This window comes from Nocardia bovistercoris (genome assembly GCF_015674855.1).
GTDB classification, from domain to species: domain Bacteria; phylum Actinomycetota; class Actinomycetes; order Mycobacteriales; family Mycobacteriaceae; genus Nocardia; species Nocardia bovistercoris.
This window is the reverse complement of the sequence record NZ_JADMLG010000007.1, coordinates 389389-412601: the sequence shown is the minus strand read 5'-3', so window position 1 is coordinate 412601 and position 23213 is coordinate 389389. Positions and strand designations below refer to the sequence as shown.

Below are 23213 nucleotides of genomic sequence, written 5' to 3'. Positions count from 1 at the left end.
GCCCGGTGTCGATTCTGTTCGAGAAGGACGGGCGCGGACCGTCACCCGCGGCGCTGCTGTCGCGCGGGCTGATCATGCTCGTGGTCGCCGCCGCGGTGGTCGGTCTGCTGCTGGTGAAGTCCACCGGTCGTTTCGACGACAAGGTCGAGGTGACCGCGCTGTTGGAGCAGCTCGGCGACGGCCTGCCCGCGCGTTCGGACGTGAAGTTCCGCGGCTTGCTGGTCGGGACCGTGGCCGAGGTGACTCCGGCTTCGGGCGCCGGGCCGAATCGTGTTCGGCTGACACTCGATCCGACCTATGCCGATCGGATCCCGAGGTCGGTGACCGCGCGCGTGGTGCCGAGCAACGTGTTCGCGGTGTCCTCGGTCCAGTTGGTGGACAACGGCCCCGCGACGGCCTTGTCGGCGAATGCCGAGATCCCGCAGGACCGAAGCCTTTCCACGGTGCAGTTGCAGACCGCGCTGACCAAACTGCGCGAGATCATCGCCGCCACCGCCCGCATCGGCACGACCAATACCGTCGGCGTGCTGGCGGCGGTGGCCGAGGCCACCGACCGGCGCGGCACCTCGATAGTGGAGGCGGGCAGGCAACTCGACCGCATCACCAGGGAATTCGACGCGCTGCTCGCACCGGACGGCGGTCCGCCGACCTTGACGGTGCTCGCGGACGCGGTGCGCGGCCTGAACGCGTCCGCGCCGGACCTGCTGGACGCGCTGCACCACGCGGTGACACCCATGCGTACGGTCGCCGAGCACGACGAGCAGTTGGTGTCCCTGCTCGCCGCGGGTAACAACACCTTGTCCACGGTGGGCGGATCGCTGGACCGACGTACCGACCAGATCGTCACAGTGACGGAACAAATGGGGCCTGTACTCGATGTCTTCGCCGCGGGCTCGCCGTCCTTCACTCCGATCGTGATGACCATCAAGAAGCTTTCCGACCTGTGGTTCACCGAATTCTGGAACTCCGAGAATCCGCGCGGCCGAGGCAAATTCCAGTTCCGGTTCACCCCGCACACCCTCTACACCCGCGCGGACTGCCAGCGCTACGGGCAACTGGCCGCGCCCAGTTGTAGCACGGCTCCGGAATCCATTCCCACGCAGGAACTCCCGGCGACCATGGATCCGCGAACCTATCCGACGCCGCCGGATCTGCCGGTCGATCTGCAAGAGATGATCCGCCGGGTACTCGGCGGCGAGGGCAACGGCGCCGAATCGATCCTCGGCGGGTTCCTGGCCGATGGCCCACTGCCGAGCGGAGCCCCGCGATGAACTACCGCAAAGCACTGGTCGGGGTCAGCCTGTTCGTCGTGGTGTCCTTCACGCTGATCTGGATCACCTACGTCACCCTCGATCGCGGCATCAACAGCGACACCGACTCGTACTCCGCGGTATTCAGCGATGTCAGCGGACTGCGGGCGGGAGACGACGTGCGCATGGCCGGGGTCAGGGTCGGCCGCGTCGACAAGATCGCCCTCGACGGTGACAAGGCGAGGGTGAACTTCCGCGTCGAGAAGGCGCAGCAGCTCTACGGCAACACCAAGGCGTCGATCACCTACCAGAACGTCATCGGGCAGCGCTATCTCGGTCTCGCGCTCGCCGATTTCGGCAATGCCGCCGCACTGCGCCCCGGCGCCGAGATCCCGCTCGAGCACACCGAGCCGTCCTTCGACATCTCCGGACTGCTCAACGGCTTCGAGCCGCTGTTCGGCGGACTCGACCCGAAGCAGGTCGACAATGTGACCGGTGCGCTGATCCGGGCGTTGCAGGGCGACAACACCTCGGTGGTGCTGCTCATCGAACAGGTCTCGACGCTGGCCCAGTCGCTGGCGGGCCCGGACCAGGTGCTCGGCTCGGTGATCACCAACCTGAACCAGGTGGTCGGGGATCTGGCCGTGCACAGCGACGAGGTGAGCACGCTCATCACCCGGTCGCGGACGATCGTGGACGGCTTGAGCCGTCACCGTGACGAACTGCTCGGCACCCTCACCACCGCCGCCGCGCTGACCGACCGCATGGCCGACGTGGTCACCGGCATCCAGCCCGACCTCGACGAAATGCTGTACCGGGAACCGGGTTTCACCCGGCACTTCACCGAGAACAAGGACCAGTTCGCTTATCTCGGCTTCAACCTGCCGGCCTTGATGAAGGGGCTCGCGCGGGTGAGCCAGGAAGGCGCCTACCTCAACACCTACCTCTGCGATATCCGCGCCACCCTGCTGCCCGGACTCACCTCGCTGGTGCCGACGGTCGTGAGCATGGCCTCGGCGACCGGGCAGCAACAGTATTCGACGACCTGTCAGGTGAACAATCGATGACACCGAAGATAGTCACGGCGCGCCGACCACTCGAGGAATATCGCACATGGGTGGTCGGTGTCGTCGCGCTCGTCCTGCTGATCGCCGTGGTGGCCGCGGCGCTCGGGGTCAACAGACTCGGCGTCGGGACGGTGAAGTACGAAGTCGAATTCGCGCAGGCGGCCGGGCTGAGTCCGGGGGACTCGGTGACCGTGGCCGGTGTACCCGTCGGCACCGTCACCGCCCAGCGCCTCGCGGGTGACCACGTGGTGGCGACCCTGACCGTGCAGGACGATGTCGCGCTCGGCGCCGAGACCAGGGCCTCGATCAAGCTCACGACTCTGCTCGGCGCGCGCTACGTCGAACTCAAGCCCGCGGGCAAGGGTTCGGTGCCCGACCGCCGGATCACGTTGAGCCACAGCGCCGTTCCCTACGACCTGCAACAGGCGCTCGACAACGCCACGGTCACCTTCGACCAGATCGACGCGGGCCAGATCAGCAGGTCGCTGAACACCCTGGCCACCCAGCTCGACGGCGTGCCGAGCGTGCTGCCCGGCCTGCTGGAGAATCTGCGCGCCCTGTCCACGATCGTCGGCGACCGCCGCGGCGAACTCGGCGCGCTGCTCGCGGGCGCCCAGCGACTGACCACGGTGGTCACCGAACAGCGCGCGGACCTGTCGGCGATCATGACCCAGGGTCGCGACCTGCTCACCGAGATCGTCGCCCGCCGCGACGCCATCCAACGGCTGATGTCGGCCACCAACGAACTCGCGGGCCAGATCCGCGACCTGGTCGGCACCGACCGGCCCCAGGTCGACGAACTGCTGAACGGCCTGAACGGACTGCTCGGCAGTCTGGCCCGCAACGACGAACTGCTGCGCAACACCTTGCAGATCCTGCCGATTCCGATCCGCAACTTCACCAACGCCTCCGGCACCGGCAACGAGGTCGACTTCACCTCGCCCAACGGCGTGCTGATCGACAGTTGGATGTGCGCGATCAGCAGCCGCGCCAAGCAGGCGAATCTCACCCCGTACTTCGAGGACTGCCGATGAGAGCGATGAGTGTGCTGGTGCGTATCGCCTTGATCGCGCTGATCGGCGCGGTCGCGGGATGCGCGGGCGGTCCGATGGGCCTCGGCAAGTCCACCACCACCGTGACCGCAGCCTTCGACAACGCGGCCGGTCTGTACGTCGGCAACGCGGTGGCGGTGCTCGGCATGCCGGTGGGCAAGGTGACCGCGGTGCAGCCGCGCGGTACCCACGTCGAGGTCACCCTCGAGGTCGAGGGCGATATCGCCATCCCGGCCGACGCGAAGGCGGTGACGGTGTCCACGTCGGTGCTCACCGACCGGCACGTCGAATTCACCCCCGCCTACCGCGGCGGACCGACCCTGCCCGACGGCGCGCACCTCGGACTCGACCGGACCAGGACACCGGTCGAATTCGATCGCCTGCTCGGCGCGGGTGACCGGCTGGCGGGGGAGTTGAAAGGCGACAAGCCCGGTGACGGGCCGATAGCCCAACTCCTCGGCGTCTCGGCGACCATCGCCCAGGGCAGCGGACCGCAGTTGCGCGAGACCCTGGACGAGCTGTCCACGGCGCTGCGCCTCGGCGACGACGGCGGCGCGCAGGTTCGCGAGTCGATCACCCGGATCGTCGACCAGCTGTCGATCCTGGTCAAGGCGGCCGCCGACAACGACGGACTGATCCGCGAATTCGGTTCGGCCACCGGTCAACTGGGTGACGTACTGGCCCAGTTGCAGATCGGGACCGGCGACACCGGCGCCCAGATCAATGCGATCATGACCCAGACCACCGCACTGCTCACCGACAACGCCGACAGCCTGCGCACCACCCTGACCGACGCGAGCACGGTGACCAAGGCGCTCGCCGACTACCGCGCCGAAATCGCGGAATTCATCGACGTGACACCGCTGCTGCTCAACAACGCCTACAACGCGATCGACTTCCAGTTCCGCGGCGTGCGCGTGCACGCGCTGCTGGACAAGGTCTTCTTCGACGGCCAGCTCGTCAAGGAGGTCTGCAATATCCTCGGCCTGCGCCAACTCGGCTGCGCCACCGGCACCTTGCAGGATTTCGGTCCCGACTTCGGCATCACCGACATGCTCGAGGCCATGTCGAGGATGGGCCGGTGAGCGCCGCGCGCGGCGCCGGGCCGCGGGGTATCAAGGCGGCGGCACTGGGTGTCGCGGCGATCGTGTCGACGGGCGGCTGCGCTGTCGGTCTCGGTGACCTGCCGCTGCCCGCGCCTGGCGTCGGCGGGTCGAACTACACCGTGCACGCCGACTTCGCCAACGCGCTCAATCTGCCCGCCAAGGCCAAGGTCCGGCTCGCGGGCGCCGATGTCGGCGAGGTGACGAGCATGGCGGTGCGCGACTACCACGCCATCGTCACCATGAGCATCGGCGATAGCGTGCGGCTACCGCTCGGCACCAGGGCCGAACTGCGCACCGCCACCCCGCTCGGCGACGTCTTCGTCTCCCTGACCGCGCCCGCCGACGCCACCGACGCCACCCCGGTCCTGCGCGACGGCGACAGCATCGCGCGGGACTCCACGGCGGCCGCGGCCACCATCGAGGAATTGCTCACCACCGCGTCACTGCTGGTCAACGGCGGCGCGGTCCGCAACATCACGACGCTGGTGAACGGTCTCGGCCACGCGGTCGGCGACCGGGGCGACCACGTGGCCGCACTCATCGAACAGTCGACCCGCGTGGTGCAGGCACTGGCCGCGCGCTCCGACGACATCCGCGCGACCCTGGCCGAGATCGACCAGCTCACCGCGCGTCTGCACGCCCAGAGCGGCACCATCGACGACCTGATCTTCGCCACCCGTCCGGTGCTCGACATCCTCCAGGACAATTCGCAGGAAGCGCTGGCGCTGGTGCGGCGGGTGGATCAGATCGGCCAACAGTTGCTGCGCTTCCCCGGACTCAACGGCAGCGAGGGCATGGTCGCCGACATCAACCGGATCGCCGAGCAGCTCAACGCCGCGGCCACCGCGCCCGGCGCGAGCGTCGCGGCGATGAACGCCATGCTCGGCCCGGTGATCGCCATCACCAGCGGCACCTCCGCGGTGGTCGACGCCGACGGTCAGGATCTGGCGCTCGGCGCGCTGCCCGACGTCAACCACCCGCTGGGCGATCCCGGCAGCCGGGTGCCCGACGCGGGCGACTGGCAGAAGTTCGTCGGCAGCCTGACCTACACGCTGCTCAGGCTGCAACAGCGCATCGGAGGTGGGCGATGACCGTCACCGCTCCGCGCGTCGGCGCGGGCGAACTGGTCGCACGCGGTGTCGTGCGCACCGTGCACGCGGGCCGGGCGCGACGGGTCGCCCTCTCGTCCGGCGCCTTGGTGCTCACCCTGATCATCGGCATCGGATATCTGCTCTTCGGCGCGCTCGGCGCCGATCCGACAGCCTCGACGATGACCGTGCGCGTGCACCTCGCCGACTCCGGCGGCCTGCTGACCGGGCGCGGGGTGAGCCTGCGCGGCGTGCCCATCGGCAAGGTCGACGCGCTCGAACTCACCGACACCGGACTGGTCGCGGTCGCCACGATCGACGCCGAAACCCGACTGCCCGCCGACACCGAAGTCAGGGTGGCGGGGTTGTCCATGGCGGGTGAGCAGTACCTGGACTTCCGTCCGCAGCGCGACGGCGGGCCGTATCTCACCGACGGCGCTGAGATCGAGGTCGGCCGCACGTCGACCCCGACGCCGTTGTGGAAGACCCTCTCGACGCTGGATACCACGCTGGCACAGGTGAATCCGGCCGATCTGGAGGCCATCGTCGCCGAACTCGGCGTGAGCCCGCAAGGCCCGGCGAAGCTGGCCGACATCGTGGACAGCGGCATCTTCCTCGTCTCCACCCTGGATTCGGTGCTGCCGCAGACCGTGAGCCTGATCCGCGACAGTCGCACACTGCTGGCCACCGTCGACGATCTGGGTCCCGGCCTGCGCAAGTTCGCCGGGAACGCGAATTCCTTCCTCGGTGGTGTCGAAGCCAAGACCGGCGGCTATGTCGAACTGCTCGGCGCCGCGCCCGGCACGCTGCGCGCCTTCGACGCGGTACTCGCCGAGAATTCCGGTAATGCCGCCGACCTGCTCACGAATCTGGCCGTGGTCGCGGATACGACCTCCAAACGGGTGCCCGCCCTCCAGGAGTTCTTCTTCCCGACCGGCCGCGCGGGTTCGGCGCTGGATGGACTGTCGGTGGCCTTCCACGACGGCGGCATCTGGGGTCTGGTGAACCTGTACCCGCGCTACACCTGCGATTACGATCTGCCGCGCCGTCCGCCGTCGCGGCCGGACTACCCGGAGCCGTTCCTCTACACCTACTGCCCGAACAACGATCCCTCGGTGCTGATCCGCGGGGCGAGTAATGCGCCGCGCCCACCGGGGGAGGCGATCCCCGGCATACCGCCGTCCGGTGCGCGTCCCGACGCGCAGACCACTCAGTCGCCTGTCGGCCCGATGTCTCTGCCGTTGACCTACGGCAGACCGCCCTTGCCTGCCGCTCCGCCCGCGCCCCAGCGCTGAGCGGTTGGGCAAGCACCCGTAAGGAAACATCGACTACTAGGAAGCACCATGAGCCACAACAACAGCAGCGGTTCCGTCGCGACGAAGGACCGCTCGACCGAGACCGACGAGACCGCGAAGGCCGACGGGTCCGCGAAGGCCGAGGTCGCCGCCGCGAGCGAGACCGAGAAGGTCGAGACCGCGAAGAGCGAAGCCGCGAAAGCCGAAGCCGCCGACGGCGAGACCGTGAAGAGCGAGACATCGGCCGAAGCGGAGAAGTCCGCGGCGCCGGGAGAGTCGGTGAAAGCCGAAGCGCCCGAGACCGAGTCGTCCACGGTCGAGGTCTCGAAGAAGGACGCGCCCGCCGCGCCGACCGCCACCGACGGCGGCGACAAGGGACCGAGCCTGCTCGCCCGGATCGCGAAACCCGCTCGGCGGGCGCTGTTCCCGGTGACCGCGGCGGTGGCGGTGGCGGCGCTGGTCGCGGTAGGCATCATGGGGTGGCAGGCCAAGCAGCAGCGCGATGTGGACGCCGCCGCCGACGCGGGCCTGGCGGCGGCACGCGCGTACGCCGTGACGCTCACCAGCGTCGACACGGCCAATCTCGACGCCGGTTTCGCGGCGGTGCTCGACGGCTCGACCGGCGAGTTCCGCGATATGTATACCCGTTCCAGTGGGCAGCTGCGACAGCTGTTGCTGGACAACAAGGCCAGCGGCAAGGGCACGGTGCTTGACGCGGCGGTGAAGTCGGCGTCCGAGGACAAGGTCGAGGTGCTGCTGTTCATCGACCAGACCGTCACCAATGCCGCGTCGGCGGATCCGAGGGTGGATCGCAGCCGAGTCGCGATGACGATGGAACGTGTCGGCGACCGCTGGCTGGCCAGCCGGGTCTACCTGCCCTGATGTCGGTACGGGAGTACCGATATCATCGCTATTGCCCAGCGAGAATGATATTCGCACAACTGAATAATGGTGTTATCCTTCCCTTGGTAAGCTTCGATCCTCAGGAGTTCCGCAGATGACTGATCTCGACTCGGTCGATTACTTCACCGATCCCGCGCTGGTGCCCAACCCGCACCCGTACTTCGACCACATGCGCGCCAAGTGCCCCGTGTCGAAGGAAGCGACGTTCGGTGTCTACGCGGTGACAGGTTACGAAGAGGCCACCGAAGTGCTGAAGAACTCGGACGTGTTCTCCTCGGCCATCGCCGTCGGCGGCCCGTTCCCGCCGCTGCCCTTCGCCATCGAAGGCGACGACATCACCGGTCTGATCGAGGAGCACCGCTCCGAACTTCCGATGTACGAGCACATGGTCACCATGGACCCGCCGCAGCACACCTACGCGCGGTCGGTACTCAATCGCCTGCTGACGCCCGCGCGTCTGAAGGAGAACGAGGACTTCATGTGGCGGCTCGCCGACCGCCAGATCGAGGAATTCCTCGAGGCGGGCAAGTGCGAATTCCTCGCCTCCTATGCCAAACCCTTCTCCCTGCTGGTCGTGGCCGACATGCTCGGCGTGCCCGAGGAGGATCACGAACAGTTCCGCATCGTGCTCGGCGCCGAGCGTCCTGGATCGCGAGTCGGCGCGCTGGACAACGAGATCGTCGCGAGCAACCCGCTGGAATGGCTCGACGAGAAGTTCGTCGCCTACATCAGCGACCGCCGCGAGAATCCACGCGACGACGTGCTGACCTCCCTGGCCCTGGCCAAATACCCGGACGGCACCACCCCCGAGGTCATCGATGTGGTGCGCTCGGCCACCTTCCTCTTCGCCGCGGGGCAGGAGACCACTGCGAAACTGCTCGGCTGGTCGCTCAAGGTGCTCGGCGAGCACCCGGAGGTGCAGCAGCGACTGCGCGCCAACCGCAGCCTGATCCCACAGTTCATCGAGGAGACCCTGCGTTTCGAATCGCCGGTGAAGAGCGGATTCCGGCTGGCCAAGACCGCGACGACGATCGGTGACATCGATATTCCCGTCGGCGCGACGGTCATGGTCTGCCCCGGCGCCGCCAACCGCGACCCGCGCCGCTTCGAGAACCCGCACGAATTCCAGCTCGACCGCCCGAACTTCCGCGAGCACATGGCATTCGGGCGCGGCGTGCACTCCTGCCCCGGTGGTCCGCTGGCCAGGGTCGAAGGCCGGGTCTCCATCGAGCGCATTCTGGACCGGATGCTCGACATCGAGATCGACGCCGAGAAGCACGGCCCCGAAGGCGACCGGAACTACAACTTCGAGCCGACCTTCATCCTGCGCGGGCTCACCGATCTGAACATCACGTTCACGCCGAACTCCTGAACGCATCGTCCAGAGCGCCCGTAAAGCGCTGCCCGCGGGCCTCCGACGACGCGGGTCCCGACAACGAATAGAGGTAACCATGCCAGGACGGGTAGAAGGAAAGGTCGCGTTCATCACCGGCGCGGCCCGTGGCCAGGGCCGCAGCCATGCGGTGCGCCTGGCCCAGGAAGGCGCCGACATCATCGCGGTCGACGTCTGCAAGCCGGTCAGCGGCACCGATCTCATCGCGCACTCCACCCCGGAGGATCTCGCCGAGACCGCCGAACTGGTGAAGGCGCAGGGTCGCCGGATCGTCACCGCCGAGGTCGACGTCCGTGATTTCGACGCGCTCTCGGCCGCCGTCTCCGGCGGTGTCGAGGAACTGGGCGGGCTCGACATCATCGTCGCCAACGCCGGTATCGGCAACGGCGGTCAGACCCTGGACCAGATCAGCCAGCAGGACTGGTCGACGATGATCGACATCAACCTGGCCGGTGTCTGGAAGTCGGTGAAAGCCGGTGTGCCGCACCTGCTCGCGGCGGGCAAGGGTGGCTCGATCATCCTCACCAGCTCGGTCGGCGGCCTCAAGGCCTACCCGAACACCGGTCACTACGTCGCCGCCAAGCACGGCGTGGTCGGCCTGATGCGCGGCTTCGCCGTCGAACTCGGCCAGCACTCGATCCGCGTGAACTCCGTGCATCCGACGAACGTGAACACGCCGATGTTCATGAACAAGGGCACGATGAAGATGTTCCGCCCCGACCTCGAGGATCCGACAGCGGAGGACTTCAAGCCCGTCGCGCAGTTCATGCACGTGCTGCCGATCGGCTGGGTCGAGCCGGAGGACATCAGCAACGCGGTGCTGTTCCTCGCCTCCGACGAGGCCCGCTACATCACCGGTCTGCAGATGACCGTCGACGGCGGCAGCACCCTCAAGTAGGGCACGCGCCCCGGCGAGGGGCCGCGACGAAATTCCGGGGTGCGCACGCGTCCCGGATTTCGTTCGTATACAGGGTATTTCGCCTGCCGTGGCGAACCATCTCGACAGGAGAACCGAATCATGGCCCTCGAGCCTTCCGAGGAGTCCTCGGTCACCCGCATGCTCGACATCTTCGATGTGCGGCCCGCCGGGGAGCACCGCTTCACCGGAGACAGCGACGGCGGTTCACGCAAGGTGGTCGACGGCACCCAACTGCTCGCCCAGTCCATCGTCGCGGTCGCGAAAACCCTGCCGGACAAGTCGATTCGGTCCGCGCACGCGGTGTTCTTCCGTGCGGTCGACGCGGACCGGCCGGTGGAATTCGTGGTCGAGGTCGACCACAGCGGCCGCACCGTCGCGCACGCGGAGGTCGCGGTGCGCCAGGGCGAGCGCAAGTGCGCGTCGGTCTCGATCCTGGCCGACATGCCGACCCCCGACGTCATCCGCCACCACGTCGCCCGACCCGAGGTCGACGGATTCGGCGACGCCATCCCCGCCGACATGCCGATGAAGGGCCGGGAACTGCGCATCGTCGGCGTCGCCGACGTGAACGATCCCGACGAGGTCGGGCCGCCGATCCTGCACGCCTGGCTCGGCTACGACCCGATTCCCGAGCGCGACGACCTCGCCAAGGCGCTGCTCGCCCACTTCACCGGCCACCTTTCGGTGTCGACGACCATGCGGGCGCACCCCGGCGTCGGCACCGCCCAGGCCCACCACACCATCTCCACCGCCGTCATGACCGTGACCGTCGCGTTCCACGAACCCGTCGGCTGGTCGGGGCCGCTGCTCTACTCGCACGACAGCATCCAGGTCGGCGCGGGAATGTCCACGGTGCGCGGTCTGGTTCACACCGAGGAGGGGCGGCTGATCGCCTCGTTCACCCAGGAGGCGTTGATCCGCCCGCTGGGGGAGGCGTCCTCGGCGATTCCGGCCGCCGCTCGACTGTGACCGACGACCGAAGGAGCCATCCATGACCGCACCGGAGTCCGAACCGTCGGGTTTCGAGGCCCTGCCCGACTACCGCGTCGATATCCACGCGCGTCGAAATCTGGTCACCGCCCACCTCGGTGATCTGCTCGTCGCGCGCACGACCCGGTCGCTGCTCGTCGACGAACAGAACCACGGCCTGGTCTTCTATTTCCCCCGCGCGGACGTGGAAGTGGCGCTGCGCCGGGATGACTCGCTCACCACCCGCTGCCCGTTCAAGGGCAACGCGACCTATTGGCGCTTCGACGGCGACGGCGAACGTCCGCTGTGCTGGAGCTACGACAGCCCCTATCCGCAGGTCGAGCGCATCCGCGATCATGTCGCCTTCTACCAGGACGTCCTCGACATCCGCCTCGGCGTCGCGACTCCTGCGGTCATCGGTCTCGGCCGCTGATCCGCGGTGCGGTCTCGGCCTCGATCACGGGGTCGGGACGGCTTGTCGCGCACCGGGAATCGCGGCGCGCAGATGTCGGGAGAACGACGCGAGGGTCGCCGCGCCGGACACCGCGGCGCACAGCAGCAACGCCGCGCGCAGCGACCCGAGCGAGGCTGTCGCGCCGAAGGCCAACAGCACACCGGTGGCGAGCGCGATGCAGAAGGTCGCCGAAAGTCGTTGGGTCAGTTGGAGGAAGGACGCCGCGACCCCGTGCAGCGACGCGGGGGCGAACGACAGTGTCACCGCCCGCAGCGGCGGCTCGACCAACCCGCCCGCGACGCCCGACACGATCTGCAGCGCCGACAGAACCGCGAACAAGGCCGTGCCGTCCCAGCACAGGGTGGCCGCCGTGGCGAGCGCGAAACTCAGTGTCTGCAAGGCGAGTCCGTACGGGACCAGCGCCGACCCGAAGCGCGCGAACAGCCACTGCGACCGGTGCGCGGCGACGATCCTGCCCACCGCGGACGGGATCATCGCCGTGGCGACCACGAGCGCGATGATCTCGGTGACCTGCAGGAAGTACATGGTCTTCACCGTCAGGAAGGCCAGCGACGAGCCGAACCACAACAGCGCCACCAGATTTCCGGTAACGAAGCCTTCCGAGCGCATGAGCGCGGGCGCGAACAGCGGCAGACGCCCGCGTCGCGCATACCCGCGTTCCCAGCAGGCGAGCCCCGCCACCACCAGCACACTCACCGCCGCGACTACGATGACGGTGCGCGCCGAGAGGTCCGGATCCACCACCGGCATCGTGACCGTCACGACCAGCAGGCCGAGCGCGGCGATGGCGGGCAGGTCGAGGTCGATCACCCTGCGCCGGTTCACCTTTCGCGGCAAGCCCCGCACTCCGAGCGCGATCGTCGCGAGGGTGAACGGCACCGGTAGCAGCAGGACGACGCGCCATCCGAGGTCGGCGGGCAGCGTCCACAGCGCCAGCCCGGCGAGCATCGGCCCGGCGATCGCCGCGGCCGCGCCCGCCGTCGTATAGCCCGCCAACGCCCGCAGCCGGGCGGGCCCGGTGAACGTGTCCTGAATGACGCCGAGCACCTGCGCGCTGATGAACCCCGCGCCGAACCCCTGCACCAACCGCCCGGCGATCAGCGACAGCGCCGAGGGCGCGACCGCCGAGGCCACCGCGCCGACCAGGAAGACGACCAGTCCGGCGATGAACAGCCCCCGGCGCCCGTACGCGTCGCCGAGGCGGCCCGCGGGCGCGAGGCCGAGGCCGAAGGTCAGCGAGAACGACGCGAGGAACCATTGGATGTCGGCGTCACCGAGCCCGAGTGTGGCCTCGGCCGCGGGCGCGGTGAACGCGATGATCGCGCCGTCGAGCAGGGTCGCGAACCCCGCGCCGAGACAGCACCACAGCGTCGCCCGGTGCGCGGCGATCTCGGAATCGCCCGGACCGCCGCCCGCGAGGTCGGCTACCTCGGCGGCCACACGCGGGCCACGTTCGGAGCGGAATTCATGGGAGGATTCTCCGGCCGCCGTGTCGCCGTCCGCCAGGTTTGCGCTCGCGGTGATCGTGGTGGTTCTGCCCCCGCGTGCGTAATAGCACCCTGATGCGTCGCCGCCGCGGGGTGTCGTGCTCACGGGATCGTGACGGTGCGCCGTTTCGCCCGCACCGACTCGGGTATCCGCCGAGCATTCGGATCGGTCGAGATGAGGACAGCGATATGACGAGATCAGGTTCCTTCGCAACGTCTTTCGCGGGCGGCTCCGCGCGCGGCGCCGCCTCCGACGCCCGTGACCTCGCACGCAACAGTGTCTTCGAACGCCTCGCGCGCGCCGGATTCGTCATGGCGGGCGTGGTCCACATCCTCGTCGGCTACATCGCGGTGCGCCTGGCGTTCGGCGGTGGCGGCGGCACCGCCGACCAGTCCGGCGCGATGGCGGAACTGGCGAGCAAACCGGGCGGCGGGGTCGCCCTGTGGATCGGCGCGGTCGCCTTCGCGATGCTCGCGCTGTGGCGTCTGGTGGAAGCCGTGCTGGGCCGCTCCGCCGACAGCGGCGAGACCGACACCAAGAAGGTCGTCTTCCACCGCGCGAAGTCCTTCGGAGAGGCCGTGCTCTACGCCGTGCTCGCCTTCTCCGCCGTCGGATTCGCCCGTGGCAGCGGTAGTTCCGGCGGTCAACGCAGCACCACTCTCACCGCCCGGCTCATGGAGAACACCGCGGGCACCATCCTGCTGGTGCTGGTCGGCCTCGCGATCGTCGGCGTCGGCGGCTACTACGTCTACAAGGGTGCGACCGCGAAGTTCACCAAGGACCTCGACGCTTCGGCGGGTACTTTCGCCCGCCGGGTCGGCATCGTCGGCTACGTCGCCAAGGGCCTCGCTCTCGGCGCGGTCGGCGCCTTGGTGATCGTCGCCACCACACGTTCCGAACCCGATAAGGCGTCCGGCCTCGACGGCGCTCTCAAAACCCTCGGCGCCCAGCCTTACGGCCAGTTTCTCCTGGTCGCCGCCGCCGTCGGCATCGCCACCTACGGCGTCTACAACCTGATCAGGGCGCGGCACGCGAAAATGTAGGGGACTGTCCACCTGGTATCCAGGTCTCACCGGGAATGCCGCAGGCCGCGTGAGCGGTCGGCGGCGTTTTCGCGCCGGGGCTGTCGCAGCACTTGCCGTATGCCTTACTGTTGTATCAGCTGTAAGGTGCGTGTCCGATCGGCGCGGCCATCGACGGTGAGGAACGATAGATGCAGAGAATGATTTCGCCAGAGATCTCCAACTGGCCGGAGGAAGACTTCCGGCTGGTCGGAGGCTCCTGCGGTGACTGCGGCGCTGCCGTCTTCCCCGTCCAGGATCTGTGCCCGCGATGCAGTAAGCCCTCGGTCGAGACCGTCGTGCTGCCGCGCACCGGCACCCTGATCACCTGGACCACGCAGGGCTTCCTGCCGGGTGCGCCGTACCTGGGCGACGAGACTGCCGACACGTTCGTGCCGTTCGGGGTCGGCCTCGTGCAACTCGGCGACGTGATCCGGGTCGAGGGCAGGCTCACCGTGAACGATCCGGAGAAGCTGACCTTCGGCATGGAGGTCGCGGTGACCACCGTTCCGCTCGGCACCGACCGCGACGGCAACCAGGTGCTGACCTTCGCCTTCCAACCCGTCTGAGCCACAGGAGTTCTCGAATGACCCACGATGTAGCGATCATCGGCGTCGGCATGCACCCCTTCGGCCGCTTCGACAAGACGGCCATGGAAATGGGCACCCACGCCATCCGCGCCGCGCTCGCCGACGCCGGACTGGAATGGCGCGATATGCAGTTCGCGGTCGGCGGCAGTTGGGAGATCGCCAACCCGGACGCGATCGTCGGGCTGATGGGCCTGACCGGCATCCCCTTCACCAACGTGTTCAACGCCTGCGCCACTTCGGCCAGCGCCACCGAGGCCTGCGCCGACGCCATCCGCCTCGGCAAACACGACATCGGCATCGCGATCGGGCTCGACAAGCACCCGCGCGGCGCGTTCACCGTCGACCCCACCCTCGTCGGCATGCCCAAGTGGTACGGCGAGAACGGCCAGTACCTGACCACCAAGTTCTTCGGCATGAAGGCCAACCGCTACCTGCACGACCACGACATCTCGGTGCGCACGCTGGCTAAGGTGGCCGCCAAGAACTACCGCAACGGCGGCCTGAACCCGAACGCGTTCCGGCGCAAGGCCGTTGCCGAGGACGACATCCTCAACGCGCCGATGCTGAACTACCCGCTGACGCACTACATGTTCTGCGCCCCCGACGAAGGCGCGGCCGCGGTGATCATGTGCCGCGCCGACCTCGCGCACCGCTACACCAGCAAACCGATCTACGTCCGCGCGGTCGAGGTCCGCACCCGCACCTACGGCGCCTACGAGGTCAACACCACCTACGCCCCGGTCGAGGAGGAAGCGTCCCCCTCGGTCTTCGCCTCGAAGGCGGCATTCGAAACGGCAGGCATCGCCCCCGCCGACATCGACGTCATCCAGTTGCAGGACACCGACGCGGGCGCCGAGGTCATCCACATGGCCGAAGCCGGATTCTGCGCCGACGGCGACCAGGAACGCCTGATCGCCGACGGCGTCACCGAGATCACCGGCGCCATGCCGGTCAACACCGACGGCGGCCTCATCGCCAACGGCGAACCCATCGGCGCCTCCGGCATGCGCCAACTCCACGAGTTGGTACTCCAGTTGCGCGGAACCGCGGGTGAACGCCAGGTAGCGGGCGAGCCGAAAGCAGGCTTCGCCCTCCTCTACGGCGCACCGGGCACCGCGGGCGCCACCATCGTCACCACCTGACCCTCCTGAACACCTCCGACTCGCACCGGCCCACAGTCTGTGCCCGCCGCCGGTTTCACCGGCGACTGCCGCTGCGAGGCTAACCACCGCCGTCGTCCGCATCGGGCGGCGGCGGTCTGCGTCGGTGCCGGTGTCTGCCGGACAAGTGACGCTTCGGACGCCATGGGTGGTCGTCAGGAGTGCGCTGTGGTGTCCGGCCGCAGGGCGGTGAGTTCGAGTGGCGTGTTCCGCAGTGGGCCGGCGTCGGCCGGACGGAGTGACGCGGCGCGTGGTCGTCAGCAGAGCGGTGCCTGTGCGGCCGCAAAGGCGGTGAGGGGGGGCGGCGGCGGTCTACAGCGCCGGTGTCAGCCGGACGGGGTGGTGCGGCGCGTGGTCGTCAGCAGAGCGGTGCCGAGTACGACCGCGAGTGCGGCGAGGAGCGCGGTGGTGTCGGTGCCGAGGCCGATGCGCCACAGTACGAAGATTCCGGCGGCCGACAGGACGGTGCCGGTGATGGTGGCCGAGGTCGTGGTACGCGGGGTGAAGGCGGACCAGAGGATGTCCCATCGGATCAGTATTCGGACGGCGCAGATCAGTGCGGCGAGTCCGACGATCAGCCACAGCGGGCGCGTCATCCACCACAACGCGGGGTCGCGCGGCAGTATCGCGGGCAGGAACAGGGACGGGGCGGTCAGCACCGCCATGACCGGGATGTGCCAGAGGTAGATGGGCATGAGGGTCGCGACGATCACACCGAGCACGCGCCGCGAACTATCGCGCGGCGTCCACGCGGTGAGGCGGCGGTCCGCGAGCAGGATCACCGCGAACTGGGCGACGGCGAGTATCGACAGCGCGGAGGTGGGCGGCGCGAGATTGGAGACCGGCGCGTCCAGCAGGCCGAGCATGGTCGGGAAGTAGGGGCCGGGGCCGACCATGACCACCAGCGCCACGATCCCGGCCACGCCCGCCGCCACGATCGCGCCATCGGTCGCCCGCTGAAAAGTGCGCCGCGCGTAGAGAACTCCGAGTTGGTGGCAGAACAGCCAGACGAAGATCAGATTCCATTCGGCGTAGCGGCCGTAGCCGTTGAAGCGCAGCGCGTCGATCAGCAGCGACGCGCCGAGCAGAGCCGCGGGCGCGGACCACGGCGACCGGTCGTGCGCGCGCAACATCAGCGGCGCCACCGCGGCGGCGACCAGGTAGATCGCCAAGAACCACAGCGGACTGGCGACGATATCGGCGACGGTGGCCGCCGCATTGTCGGAATACGCGCCAAGCGCGAGCCCGAGCGGCACGAAGAACAAGATCAGTGCGACCACCGGGATACTCAACCGCCGCGCCCGCGCCCCCAGATACGCCCCGTAGGTCCGGCCCTCCGCCCGGCAGCGGTCCACCACGAGAGTGTTGGCGTAGCCGCCCGCGAGGAAGAACAGCGGCATCACCTGCAGCACCCAGGTCGCCAACCAGATGGGTCGACCGTGCAGTGTCGCCTCGCCGCGCACCACCCCGTCCACGACGGTGACGCGAACCGAGACCCAGTGCACGAACACCACGACGGCGATCGAGAACACCCGCACGAGTTCGAGGGTCCAGTTCCTGGTCGCGGGCGCACCGGAGGCGACCACCGCATCGCTGGTCGTCCCCTGCTCGCGGCGTACGGAACCAGGGCCTTCCGTCATCGTTCAGGAATAACCGGTCGCCCTGAACACGCGGTGAATGCCGGACGGGCACCGCGTCTCGAACAGGGCTCGACCCGGTATCACCGCGCGCCCGCCTCGAAGATCCGCCGCGGGTTGGCGACGAGCATGGTCTCGATCTGCTGCGCACTCACCCCGTGCGCGCGCAACGCGGGCAGCACGGCGTCGGTGATGTGGGTGAAATGCCAATTCGGCAGGTGCGCGGCCCGGTATTCGGCGTCGAAGGTATGGCTGTGGCAGGAGGCATCGTGGGAGAGCACCATGCGTTCGGCGTACCCGCGCGCGCACAGCGCGGCTACGGTGCGAACCCGGTCCTCGAACGACAGCAGCGGGTCGAGACCGAACCGATCCATGCCGAGGTAGGAGCCCGCGTCCAGCAACCGCTGGAGATAGTCGAGGTCGGTCGTGTCGCCGCTGTGTCCGATGATCACCGCGCCGAGCTCGACACCCTCCTCGCGGAAGATCCGCTGCTGGTCGAGTCCGCGCCGGGTGCGCGGATCGGTATGGGTGGAGATCGGCACACCGGTGCGCAGGTGAGCGCGCGCCACCGAGCGCAGCACCCGCTCGACGTCCGGGGTAACGCCCGGCTCATCGGTCGCGCATTTCAAGATGCCCGCCTTGATGCCGGTGCCCCCGATCCCGCGCTCGATATCGTCGACGAACATCTCGACCATCGGCTCGGGGCTGCCGATCATCCGCCCCGGACCGCGCATCCGCAGGTACGGGGGCAGTTCCCGGAAAGTGTAGAAGCCGGTCGCGGCGACAATACGCACCCTGGTCCGCGCGGCGACCGCCGCCACCCGCGCGATATCCCGGCCCAGTCCGAGCACGGTCAGATCCACGATGGTGTCGATACCCGCGTCGGCGAGCGCCTCCAACTTCGCCACCGCGTCCGCGACCCGCACCTCTTCGTCCCAGGTGTGCGGATAGTTCGCCGCGTACTCGTGGTCGAACACGAAAACGTGTTCGTGCATGAGCACCCGCCCGAGGTCCGAGGTCGCGACCGGACCGGTCACGGTGTCGACACCAGCCACGCGGCACACCTCCGGGAAGTCGTTTCTCGTACGCGACGGCCGCCGCGCCACCCCGTTCTAACCCATCACAGAGCCGTGCGGACGCGAAGGCGACCGACTCCGATCGCATGGTCGCCCCCCTGAATCCTCACGCCCGAACCGATATACGTCCGGCGCATAGTCCGTTACTCGTCAACGGATTACGCTCGAGTCGAGCTACCCGAAGCGGAATTCACCATGTGAGTAGTGCTTTCAGGAAAGGAAGTCTCCTGCATGAGCCAGACGGCAACGGCATCGGCGACCGACGCGAAACCCCAACGCCACAAGGTCACCGGCGATGTCCACCTCCTGCTGCGCCGCGGCGACGAGGTGCTGTTCGGTCGACGCCGGAACACCGGCTTCGAGGACGGTGCGTGGCATCTGCCCAGCGGTCACCTCGAAGCGGACGAGTCCGTCGTCGACGCCCTGATCCGCGAGGCCGACGAAGAGATCGGCGTGCGGATCGAACCGAACGATGTGCGATTCACCCACATCATGCACAATTCGTCCTCGGGCGGCCGGATAGCGTTCTTCTTCACCGCGCGCACCTGGCAAGGGGAGCCCGTCAACCGAGAGCCGGACAAGTGCGGCGACCTGAAATGGTTCGCGGCGGATGCGCTCCCCGACCGAATGATCGCCTACTGCCGGACCGCGATGGCCCACATCGCCGAGAGCCGTCCGTTCTCGATCTACGGCTGGTAGTTCCATGACCACGGCCCGCGCCGCCGTTCAGTCCGCTCCATCCCTTCACCGGTCATGGAACCGCCGAGTCATCCGTTCCACGGGTGCCAGAACGGCGCGAAATCACCATCGGCGGCCAGTAGCGCGTCTTTCAGCGCGCCGGGCCGGACATCGGTGTCAGCCAGTTGGGCTACCGGGAGCCAGTGGAATTCGAGGTGGTCCTCCTGGCCCACTGGTTCCGACGCACCGATCCCCACCTCGAACACGAGGTTGAGTTCGTGACGAATTGTCCCGTCCTCGATGTAGCCGTGTTCGACCACGCCGACGAACCCGGCGATTTCGGCGGCGACACCGAGTTCTTCGGCGATCTCACGCACGAGCGCGACTTCGACACGCTCACCTTCTTCGACGTGCCCGCCGGGCAGAAACGACCACGACTTGTCCCGTTGTCTGGCCAGAAGGAGACTGCCGTCTCGGCGGATGACCGCCCTGGCGATGATCTCGGTGCTATCCGCGCTCATGTGAATTGCCTTTCGTATCGGCGGTCGGCTCAAAATGTTTCTGGTCGCAAATATCGTTGCCACCGAGGGGATCGGGTAGCGCCCCTGTCGGGCGGCTGGGTACCAGAGGTCGCCCTACCCGCATTCCGCTCGCGGTGATCGCAAGGGTGGTGGCGCGGGTGTGTGTGCGATTACATGATCTCTCGGCCGTTCTGTGCTCGCGGCTGTCCGCCATGTGGTCGCGGTGTTCCGACTGCGGCCGCAACGTGCGGATGGAAGCGTGCGACGGCTCGCGTGTCCTCGTGGCGTGCGTACGGAACGACGATGAGTTCGACACGAGGAGCACCGCATGACGTTCGCTCGGAATCTGTTCGGCTACGCGGCATCCGGTGCGATCCGGTGACCACGCGCCCCGCAGTCGCGACGCTGTCGTTCCTGACCCCTGGCAATTACGCCGATCACGACCCCGCCACCGGCCTCGAGGACACCCTGCAACTCTTCGAATACGGTGAGTCGCTCGGTTTCGACGGCGCCTGGATCCGTCAGCGCCACCTCGAGCACGGCGTCGGTTCGGCCGCGGTATTCCTCGCCGCCGCCGGACAGCGCACGCGCCGAATCGAATTGGGCACCGCCGTCATTCCCATCGGCTACGAGAGTCCGTTCCGGCTCGCCGAGGACCTGTCGATGGCCGATGCGCTCTCCGGTGGCCGCCTGCAACCGGGTTTCAGCGCGGGTACACCCCCGCACGCCGAACTGATGGGCCATCTCGTCTTCGACGGCGACTGGCGCGACTACGACCTGTCCTACGGGCGCATCGAACGCCTGGTCCAGAACCTGCGCGGCGACTATCTCGGCGCCGAGGACACCGTCATCCACTCACCGGGCAACACCCAGCGCCCGCGCCTGCAACCGCACAGCCCCGGCCTGGTCGACCGACTCTGGTACGGCGGCGCGAGCACCCGCTCGGTGCAGTGGGCGGCGCGCGCGGGCCTGAACCTGCTGACCGGCAATATCGTATTCGGCGACCGCGCGGACGATTTCGCCACCGCCCAGTCCCTGCTGGTCGACGACTACCGCGACCTCGTAGACCCCGCAAGACCGGCGAGGGTCGCCATCGGCCGCGTGATCGTGCCCACCGACAGCGCCGACGCCCCCACCCGCGAACGCTACCGCCGATATGCCGAATCCCGTCACGAACGCACCCTCGGCCCGCAGGGTGAACGCCGCGTCCTGTTCGCCCCGGACCTCGTCGGCACCGCCGAACAGATCCTGGACCGCCTGCACGCCGACCCGGTCCTGACCCGAACCACCGAACTGCGTCTCGAACTGCCCTACGAATTCCACCGCGAGGAATACGAGCAGATCCTGCGCGACACGGTGGAACTCGTCGCCCCCGAACTCGGCTGGAAACCCGCCGCGGGGGATGCCGCCGCCTGAGCGCACCCGCGGTACCGCCGCACCGGACCGTCCGATTCGAACCTTGCCTTTGCGGGCCGACCTGTGGACAGATTCGAAGATCACGTTCGTGAGGGCGTGAACGCCACAGGAGGAACAGGATGAGTGCCGAAGGAAAGATCTGTCTGGTGACCGGAGCCACGTCCGGAACCGGCCGCGTCACCGCGCGGGAACTCGCGCGCGAGGGCGCCACGGTCGTCGTGCTCGCGCGCGACGAAGGCAAGGCCGACGCGACCTGCCGGGAGATCAGCGCGGAGACCGGCAACACCCGCGTCGAGCCCCTCATCGCCGACCTGTCCGTCATGGCGCAGGTGCGTCGCGCGGCGGAGCGGTTCACGACCCGGTTCGACAAGCTCGACATCCTGGTCAACAACGCGGGCGCGGTGATCACCCCGCCGCAGATCACCTCCGAGGGTCTCGAGGCCATGTTCGCGGGCAATTACCTCGGCCATTTCCTGCTGACCGAACTGCTTGTCGACAAGCTGAAAGCCGCCGGGACCGCGCGCGTGATCAATGTCAGTTCGGTCGCGCACCGCACGGCCCGCATCGACTTCGACTCCCTACATCCCAACGCGCCACGCAAGGGCGGCTACGGGCAGTCCAAACTCGCGCAGCTGCTGTTCACCTACGAACTGGCCGACCGTCTGGAGGGCGCCGGAATCACCGTCAATGCCATGCATCCCGGCGCCGTCTCCTCCGGCTTCGGCAGGCAACTCCAGGACGGCTGGCGGCAATTCGTGGTGAGCGCCATCTACGGCGCGATCGGGATCACCCCGGAGAAGGGCGCCGACACGATCCTGTATCTGGCCCTCGCGCCGGAGGTGGCGAATACCACCGGCCGCTATTTCATCAAGCGCAAGGAAGTCCGGTCCAGCGAGAGGTCTCGCGATGTCGAACTCCGCGCGCGGCTGTGGCGCGAATCGGAAGCGATCCTGGCCGAGGTCGACGGCCGCGCGTAGTCCGACGCGCGGCCGCACCGGATCTCACAGTCGGGGCGCGGTGAGGGGCAGGTCGAGGGACGTGGTCAGGCCGGGCGCGGACGCCGCGACATAGGGGATCGCGTTCACCAGGCGCATGGCGGTGGCGATCAGTCCGTGTTCGCTCGACTCCTGTTCGGTGGACCCGAAGGTGAGTTCACAAGTGGTGGAAGGCTTTCCGTCGATGATCACGCGGTAGGTCCCATCGCGGTCGGCGTCGGGCCACGCCGGCGCCAGATCCGGCGCCATCCGGTTGACGTGCTCGATCACCAGGAAATCGCGCCCGTCCACCACACCGATGGTCTCCATGCGCACGGCGCCACAGGTGCCCGCGTCGATGCGCCCGACCGCGACATCCAGATCGCGGGGCGTCGGCGCCCGTTCATACGTTTCGCGGATGCTGTCGAGTTCGACGCCCAACGCCGCGGCGACATAACGCACCGGCGGACCCCACGCGAGCTGCTGCGCCCCCTCGAAGAGCATCAACGGCGTGTGGTCGAGCGGCTTGCCGAAGCCGAACACCTCCCGCATCAGGAAATCGTTCTCGTAGCTGTCGTAGCGGAAGATCTCCTGCGTGCGAATCGATTCGATGGACGCCGACATGGTCGTGAGCAGCACCACGAGCTGATCGGCGGCGAAACCGGGTTCGATCCCGGTGGCGTAGAGCGTCGCGCCGCCGCCGCGCGCGGCCTCGGTGAGCGCGTCGACGTGGTTCGGGTCCCAGGCCGGGGGATAGACCAGTCCTGGCGTGCTCACGGTGAGCACATCGATCCCCGCCGCGAGCAGCCGCAGGTAGTCGGGGACGTAGGTGGCGTCGAGTTCGGGACTGGCTGCGGCGTAGACCACACATTGGGGACCCGCCGCGATCACCTCCTCGGGCGCAGCGGTCGCGACGACGCCCACCGGCGCCACGCCGACGAGCTCACCGACATCGCGACCGGCCTTGGCCGGGTCGTGCACGTGGACCGCGACCAGTTCGAGGTCCGCGCGGGTGAGGATCTGTCGGATCGCGATGCGTCCGACCACTCCGGTGGCCCAGACCGCGACGGGAATGCGGGCGGTCGCTGTCATCGC

Annotated in this window: 22 protein-coding genes; 17 read left to right on the top strand and 5 right to left on the bottom strand. The window is 68.2% G+C overall.

What is annotated here, in order from left to right; translation table 11 throughout:
* Nucleotides 1–5: 5 nt before the first annotated feature.
* The 11 genes from IT779_RS19565 (at nucleotide 6) to IT779_RS19515 (ending at nucleotide 11475) form a co-directional block, all read left to right on the top strand.
* On the top strand, nucleotides 6–1271 hold the full coding sequence (locus tag IT779_RS19565; protein ID WP_196150774.1) for an MlaD family protein: 1266 nt from the start codon (nucleotides 6–8) through the stop codon (nucleotides 1269–1271).
* Nucleotides 1268–2317 carry an MCE family protein gene (locus IT779_RS19560; RefSeq protein ID WP_196150773.1) on the top strand — a complete coding sequence of 350 codons (1050 nt, stop codon included), beginning with the start codon at nucleotides 1268–1270 and terminating at the stop codon, nucleotides 2315–2317. The genes IT779_RS19565 and IT779_RS19560 overlap by 4 nt, the downstream gene beginning before the upstream one ends.
* The gene (locus IT779_RS19555) at nucleotides 2314–3351 is read left to right on the top strand and encodes an MCE family protein (protein WP_196150772.1); all 1038 of its coding nucleotides are present in this window, start codon (nucleotides 2314–2316) and stop codon (nucleotides 3349–3351) included. The genes IT779_RS19560 and IT779_RS19555 overlap by 4 nt, the downstream gene beginning before the upstream one ends.
* Nucleotides 3348–4454 (top strand): MCE family protein, encoded by a 1107-nt coding sequence (locus IT779_RS19550; protein WP_196150771.1) that lies wholly within the window; start codon nucleotides 3348–3350, stop codon nucleotides 4452–4454. The genes IT779_RS19555 and IT779_RS19550 overlap by 4 nt, the downstream gene beginning before the upstream one ends.
* Nucleotides 4451–5566 carry an MlaD family protein gene (locus IT779_RS19545; RefSeq protein WP_332838869.1) on the top strand — a complete coding sequence of 372 codons (1116 nt, stop codon included), beginning with the start codon at nucleotides 4451–4453 and terminating at the stop codon, nucleotides 5564–5566. Before IT779_RS19550 ends, IT779_RS19545 begins: the two co-directional genes overlap by 4 nt.
* Nucleotides 5563–6858 carry an MlaD family protein gene (locus IT779_RS19540; RefSeq protein WP_196150770.1) on the top strand — a complete coding sequence of 432 codons (1296 nt, stop codon included), beginning with the start codon at nucleotides 5563–5565 and terminating at the stop codon, nucleotides 6856–6858. The genes IT779_RS19545 and IT779_RS19540 overlap by 4 nt, the downstream gene beginning before the upstream one ends.
* Nucleotides 6859–6906: 48 nt before the next feature.
* Nucleotides 6907–7740 carry a hypothetical protein gene (locus IT779_RS19535; protein ID WP_198428671.1) on the top strand — a complete coding sequence of 278 codons (834 nt, stop codon included), beginning with the start codon at nucleotides 6907–6909 and terminating at the stop codon, nucleotides 7738–7740.
* A gap of 115 nt (nucleotides 7741–7855) precedes the next feature.
* On the top strand, nucleotides 7856–9133 hold the full coding sequence (locus IT779_RS19530) for a cytochrome P450 (RefSeq protein WP_196150769.1): 1278 nt from the start codon (nucleotides 7856–7858) through the stop codon (nucleotides 9131–9133).
* Between the two features lie 79 nt (nucleotides 9134–9212).
* A complete protein-coding gene (locus tag IT779_RS19525; RefSeq protein ID WP_196150768.1) occupies nucleotides 9213–10052 on the top strand; it encodes a mycofactocin-coupled SDR family oxidoreductase in 840 nt (279 codons plus the stop codon).
* Between the two features lie 120 nt (nucleotides 10053–10172).
* Entirely contained in the window at nucleotides 10173–11042 is an 870-nt protein-coding gene (locus IT779_RS19520) for an acyl-CoA thioesterase (RefSeq protein ID WP_196150767.1), read from the top strand.
* 22 nt (nucleotides 11043–11064) lie between these two features.
* On the top strand, nucleotides 11065–11475 hold the full coding sequence (locus tag IT779_RS19515; protein ID WP_196150766.1) for a DUF427 domain-containing protein: 411 nt from the start codon (nucleotides 11065–11067) through the stop codon (nucleotides 11473–11475).
* Nucleotides 11476–11499: 24 nt separating this feature from the next.
* On the opposite strand, the gene IT779_RS19510 is transcribed toward IT779_RS19515, so the two are convergent.
* Complete coding sequence (locus IT779_RS19510) at nucleotides 11500–12957, bottom strand: MFS transporter (protein WP_196150765.1); 1458 nt, start codon at nucleotides 12955–12957, stop codon at nucleotides 11500–11502.
* A gap of 236 nt (nucleotides 12958–13193) precedes the next feature.
* Here IT779_RS19510 and IT779_RS19505 point away from each other — a divergent pair, with 236 nt between their 5' ends.
* The 3 genes from IT779_RS19505 to IT779_RS19495 all read left to right on the top strand — a co-directional run bounded on the left by IT779_RS19505 (nucleotide 13194) and on the right by IT779_RS19495 (nucleotide 15798).
* A complete protein-coding gene (locus tag IT779_RS19505; protein ID WP_196150764.1) occupies nucleotides 13194–14048 on the top strand; it encodes a DUF1206 domain-containing protein in 855 nt (284 codons plus the stop codon).
* 170 nt (nucleotides 14049–14218) lie between these two features.
* Nucleotides 14219–14635 carry a Zn-ribbon domain-containing OB-fold protein gene (locus tag IT779_RS19500; protein ID WP_196150763.1) on the top strand — a complete coding sequence of 139 codons (417 nt, stop codon included), beginning with the start codon at nucleotides 14219–14221 and terminating at the stop codon, nucleotides 14633–14635.
* Between the two features lie 17 nt (nucleotides 14636–14652).
* Nucleotides 14653–15798, top strand: a complete 1146-nt coding sequence (locus IT779_RS19495; RefSeq protein WP_196150762.1) for a thiolase family protein — start codon at nucleotides 14653–14655, stop codon at nucleotides 15796–15798.
* A 344-nt stretch (nucleotides 15799–16142) separates the two neighbouring features.
* On the opposite strand, the gene IT779_RS19490 is transcribed toward IT779_RS19495, so the two are convergent.
* Entirely contained in the window at nucleotides 16143–17456 is a 1314-nt protein-coding gene (locus IT779_RS19490) for an acyltransferase family protein (protein ID WP_196150761.1), read from the bottom strand.
* Between the two features lie 80 nt (nucleotides 17457–17536).
* The gene (locus IT779_RS19485; RefSeq protein ID WP_196150760.1) at nucleotides 17537–18508 is read right to left on the bottom strand and encodes a phosphotriesterase family protein; all 972 of its coding nucleotides are present in this window, start codon (nucleotides 18506–18508) and stop codon (nucleotides 17537–17539) included.
* A 252-nt stretch (nucleotides 18509–18760) separates the two neighbouring features.
* Here IT779_RS19485 and IT779_RS19480 point away from each other — a divergent pair, with 252 nt between their 5' ends.
* The gene (locus IT779_RS19480; RefSeq protein ID WP_196150759.1) at nucleotides 18761–19228 is read left to right on the top strand and encodes an NUDIX hydrolase; all 468 of its coding nucleotides are present in this window, start codon (nucleotides 18761–18763) and stop codon (nucleotides 19226–19228) included.
* Between the two features lie 68 nt (nucleotides 19229–19296).
* On the opposite strand, the gene IT779_RS19475 is transcribed toward IT779_RS19480, so the two are convergent.
* Nucleotides 19297–19728, bottom strand: coding sequence for an NUDIX domain-containing protein (locus IT779_RS19475; RefSeq protein WP_196150758.1), 432 nt, complete (start codon nucleotides 19726–19728; stop codon nucleotides 19297–19299).
* A gap of 378 nt (nucleotides 19729–20106) precedes the next feature.
* Here IT779_RS19475 and IT779_RS19470 point away from each other — a divergent pair, with 378 nt between their 5' ends.
* Together IT779_RS19470 and IT779_RS19465 are read left to right on the top strand one after the other, a co-directional pair.
* On the top strand, nucleotides 20107–21144 hold the full coding sequence (locus IT779_RS19470; RefSeq protein WP_332838868.1) for an LLM class flavin-dependent oxidoreductase: 1038 nt from the start codon (nucleotides 20107–20109) through the stop codon (nucleotides 21142–21144).
* A gap of 119 nt (nucleotides 21145–21263) precedes the next feature.
* Nucleotides 21264–22121 carry an SDR family oxidoreductase gene (locus IT779_RS19465; protein WP_196150756.1) on the top strand — a complete coding sequence of 286 codons (858 nt, stop codon included), beginning with the start codon at nucleotides 21264–21266 and terminating at the stop codon, nucleotides 22119–22121.
* A 24-nt stretch (nucleotides 22122–22145) separates the two neighbouring features.
* On the opposite strand, the gene IT779_RS19460 is transcribed toward IT779_RS19465, so the two are convergent.
* Nucleotides 22146–23210 (bottom strand): NAD(P)H-dependent amine dehydrogenase family protein, encoded by a 1065-nt coding sequence (locus tag IT779_RS19460; protein WP_196150755.1) that lies wholly within the window; start codon nucleotides 23208–23210, stop codon nucleotides 22146–22148.
* Between the last annotated feature and the right edge of the window lie 3 nt (nucleotides 23211–23213).

Excerpts from the sequence above, each read along its gene's own strand:
- IT779_RS19560 (WP_196150773.1), top strand. The coding sequence starts at position 1,268 with ATGAACTACCGCAAAGCACTGGTCGGGGTCAGCCTGTTCGTCGTGGTG.
- IT779_RS19555 (WP_196150772.1), top strand. The coding sequence starts at position 2,314 with ATGACACCGAAGATAGTCACGGCGCGCCGACCACTCGAGGAATATCGC.
- IT779_RS19550 (WP_196150771.1), top strand. The coding sequence starts at position 3,348 with ATGAGAGCGATGAGTGTGCTGGTGCGTATCGCCTTGATCGCGCTGATC.
- IT779_RS19540 (WP_196150770.1), top strand. The coding sequence starts at position 5,563 with ATGACCGTCACCGCTCCGCGCGTCGGCGCGGGCGAACTGGTCGCACGC.
- IT779_RS19535 (WP_198428671.1), top strand. The coding sequence starts at position 6,907 with ATGAGCCACAACAACAGCAGCGGTTCCGTCGCGACGAAGGACCGCTCG.
- IT779_RS19530 (WP_196150769.1), top strand. The coding sequence starts at position 7,856 with ATGACTGATCTCGACTCGGTCGATTACTTCACCGATCCCGCGCTGGTG.
- IT779_RS19525 (WP_196150768.1), top strand. The coding sequence starts at position 9,213 with ATGCCAGGACGGGTAGAAGGAAAGGTCGCGTTCATCACCGGCGCGGCC.
- IT779_RS19520 (WP_196150767.1), top strand. The coding sequence starts at position 10,173 with ATGGCCCTCGAGCCTTCCGAGGAGTCCTCGGTCACCCGCATGCTCGAC.
- IT779_RS19515 (WP_196150766.1), top strand. The coding sequence starts at position 11,065 with ATGACCGCACCGGAGTCCGAACCGTCGGGTTTCGAGGCCCTGCCCGAC.
- IT779_RS19505 (WP_196150764.1), top strand. The coding sequence starts at position 13,194 with ATGACGAGATCAGGTTCCTTCGCAACGTCTTTCGCGGGCGGCTCCGCG.
- IT779_RS19500 (WP_196150763.1), top strand. The coding sequence starts at position 14,219 with ATGCAGAGAATGATTTCGCCAGAGATCTCCAACTGGCCGGAGGAAGAC.
- IT779_RS19495 (WP_196150762.1), top strand. The coding sequence starts at position 14,653 with ATGACCCACGATGTAGCGATCATCGGCGTCGGCATGCACCCCTTCGGC.
- IT779_RS19490 (WP_196150761.1), bottom strand. The coding sequence starts at position 17,456 with ATGACGGAAGGCCCTGGTTCCGTACGCCGCGAGCAGGGGACGACCAGC.
- IT779_RS19480 (WP_196150759.1), top strand. The coding sequence starts at position 18,761 with ATGAGCCAGACGGCAACGGCATCGGCGACCGACGCGAAACCCCAACGC.
- IT779_RS19475 (WP_196150758.1), bottom strand. The coding sequence starts at position 19,728 with ATGAGCGCGGATAGCACCGAGATCATCGCCAGGGCGGTCATCCGCCGA.
- IT779_RS19465 (WP_196150756.1), top strand. The coding sequence starts at position 21,264 with ATGAGTGCCGAAGGAAAGATCTGTCTGGTGACCGGAGCCACGTCCGGA.
- IT779_RS19460 (WP_196150755.1), bottom strand. The coding sequence starts at position 23,210 with ATGACAGCGACCGCCCGCATTCCCGTCGCGGTCTGGGCCACCGGAGTG.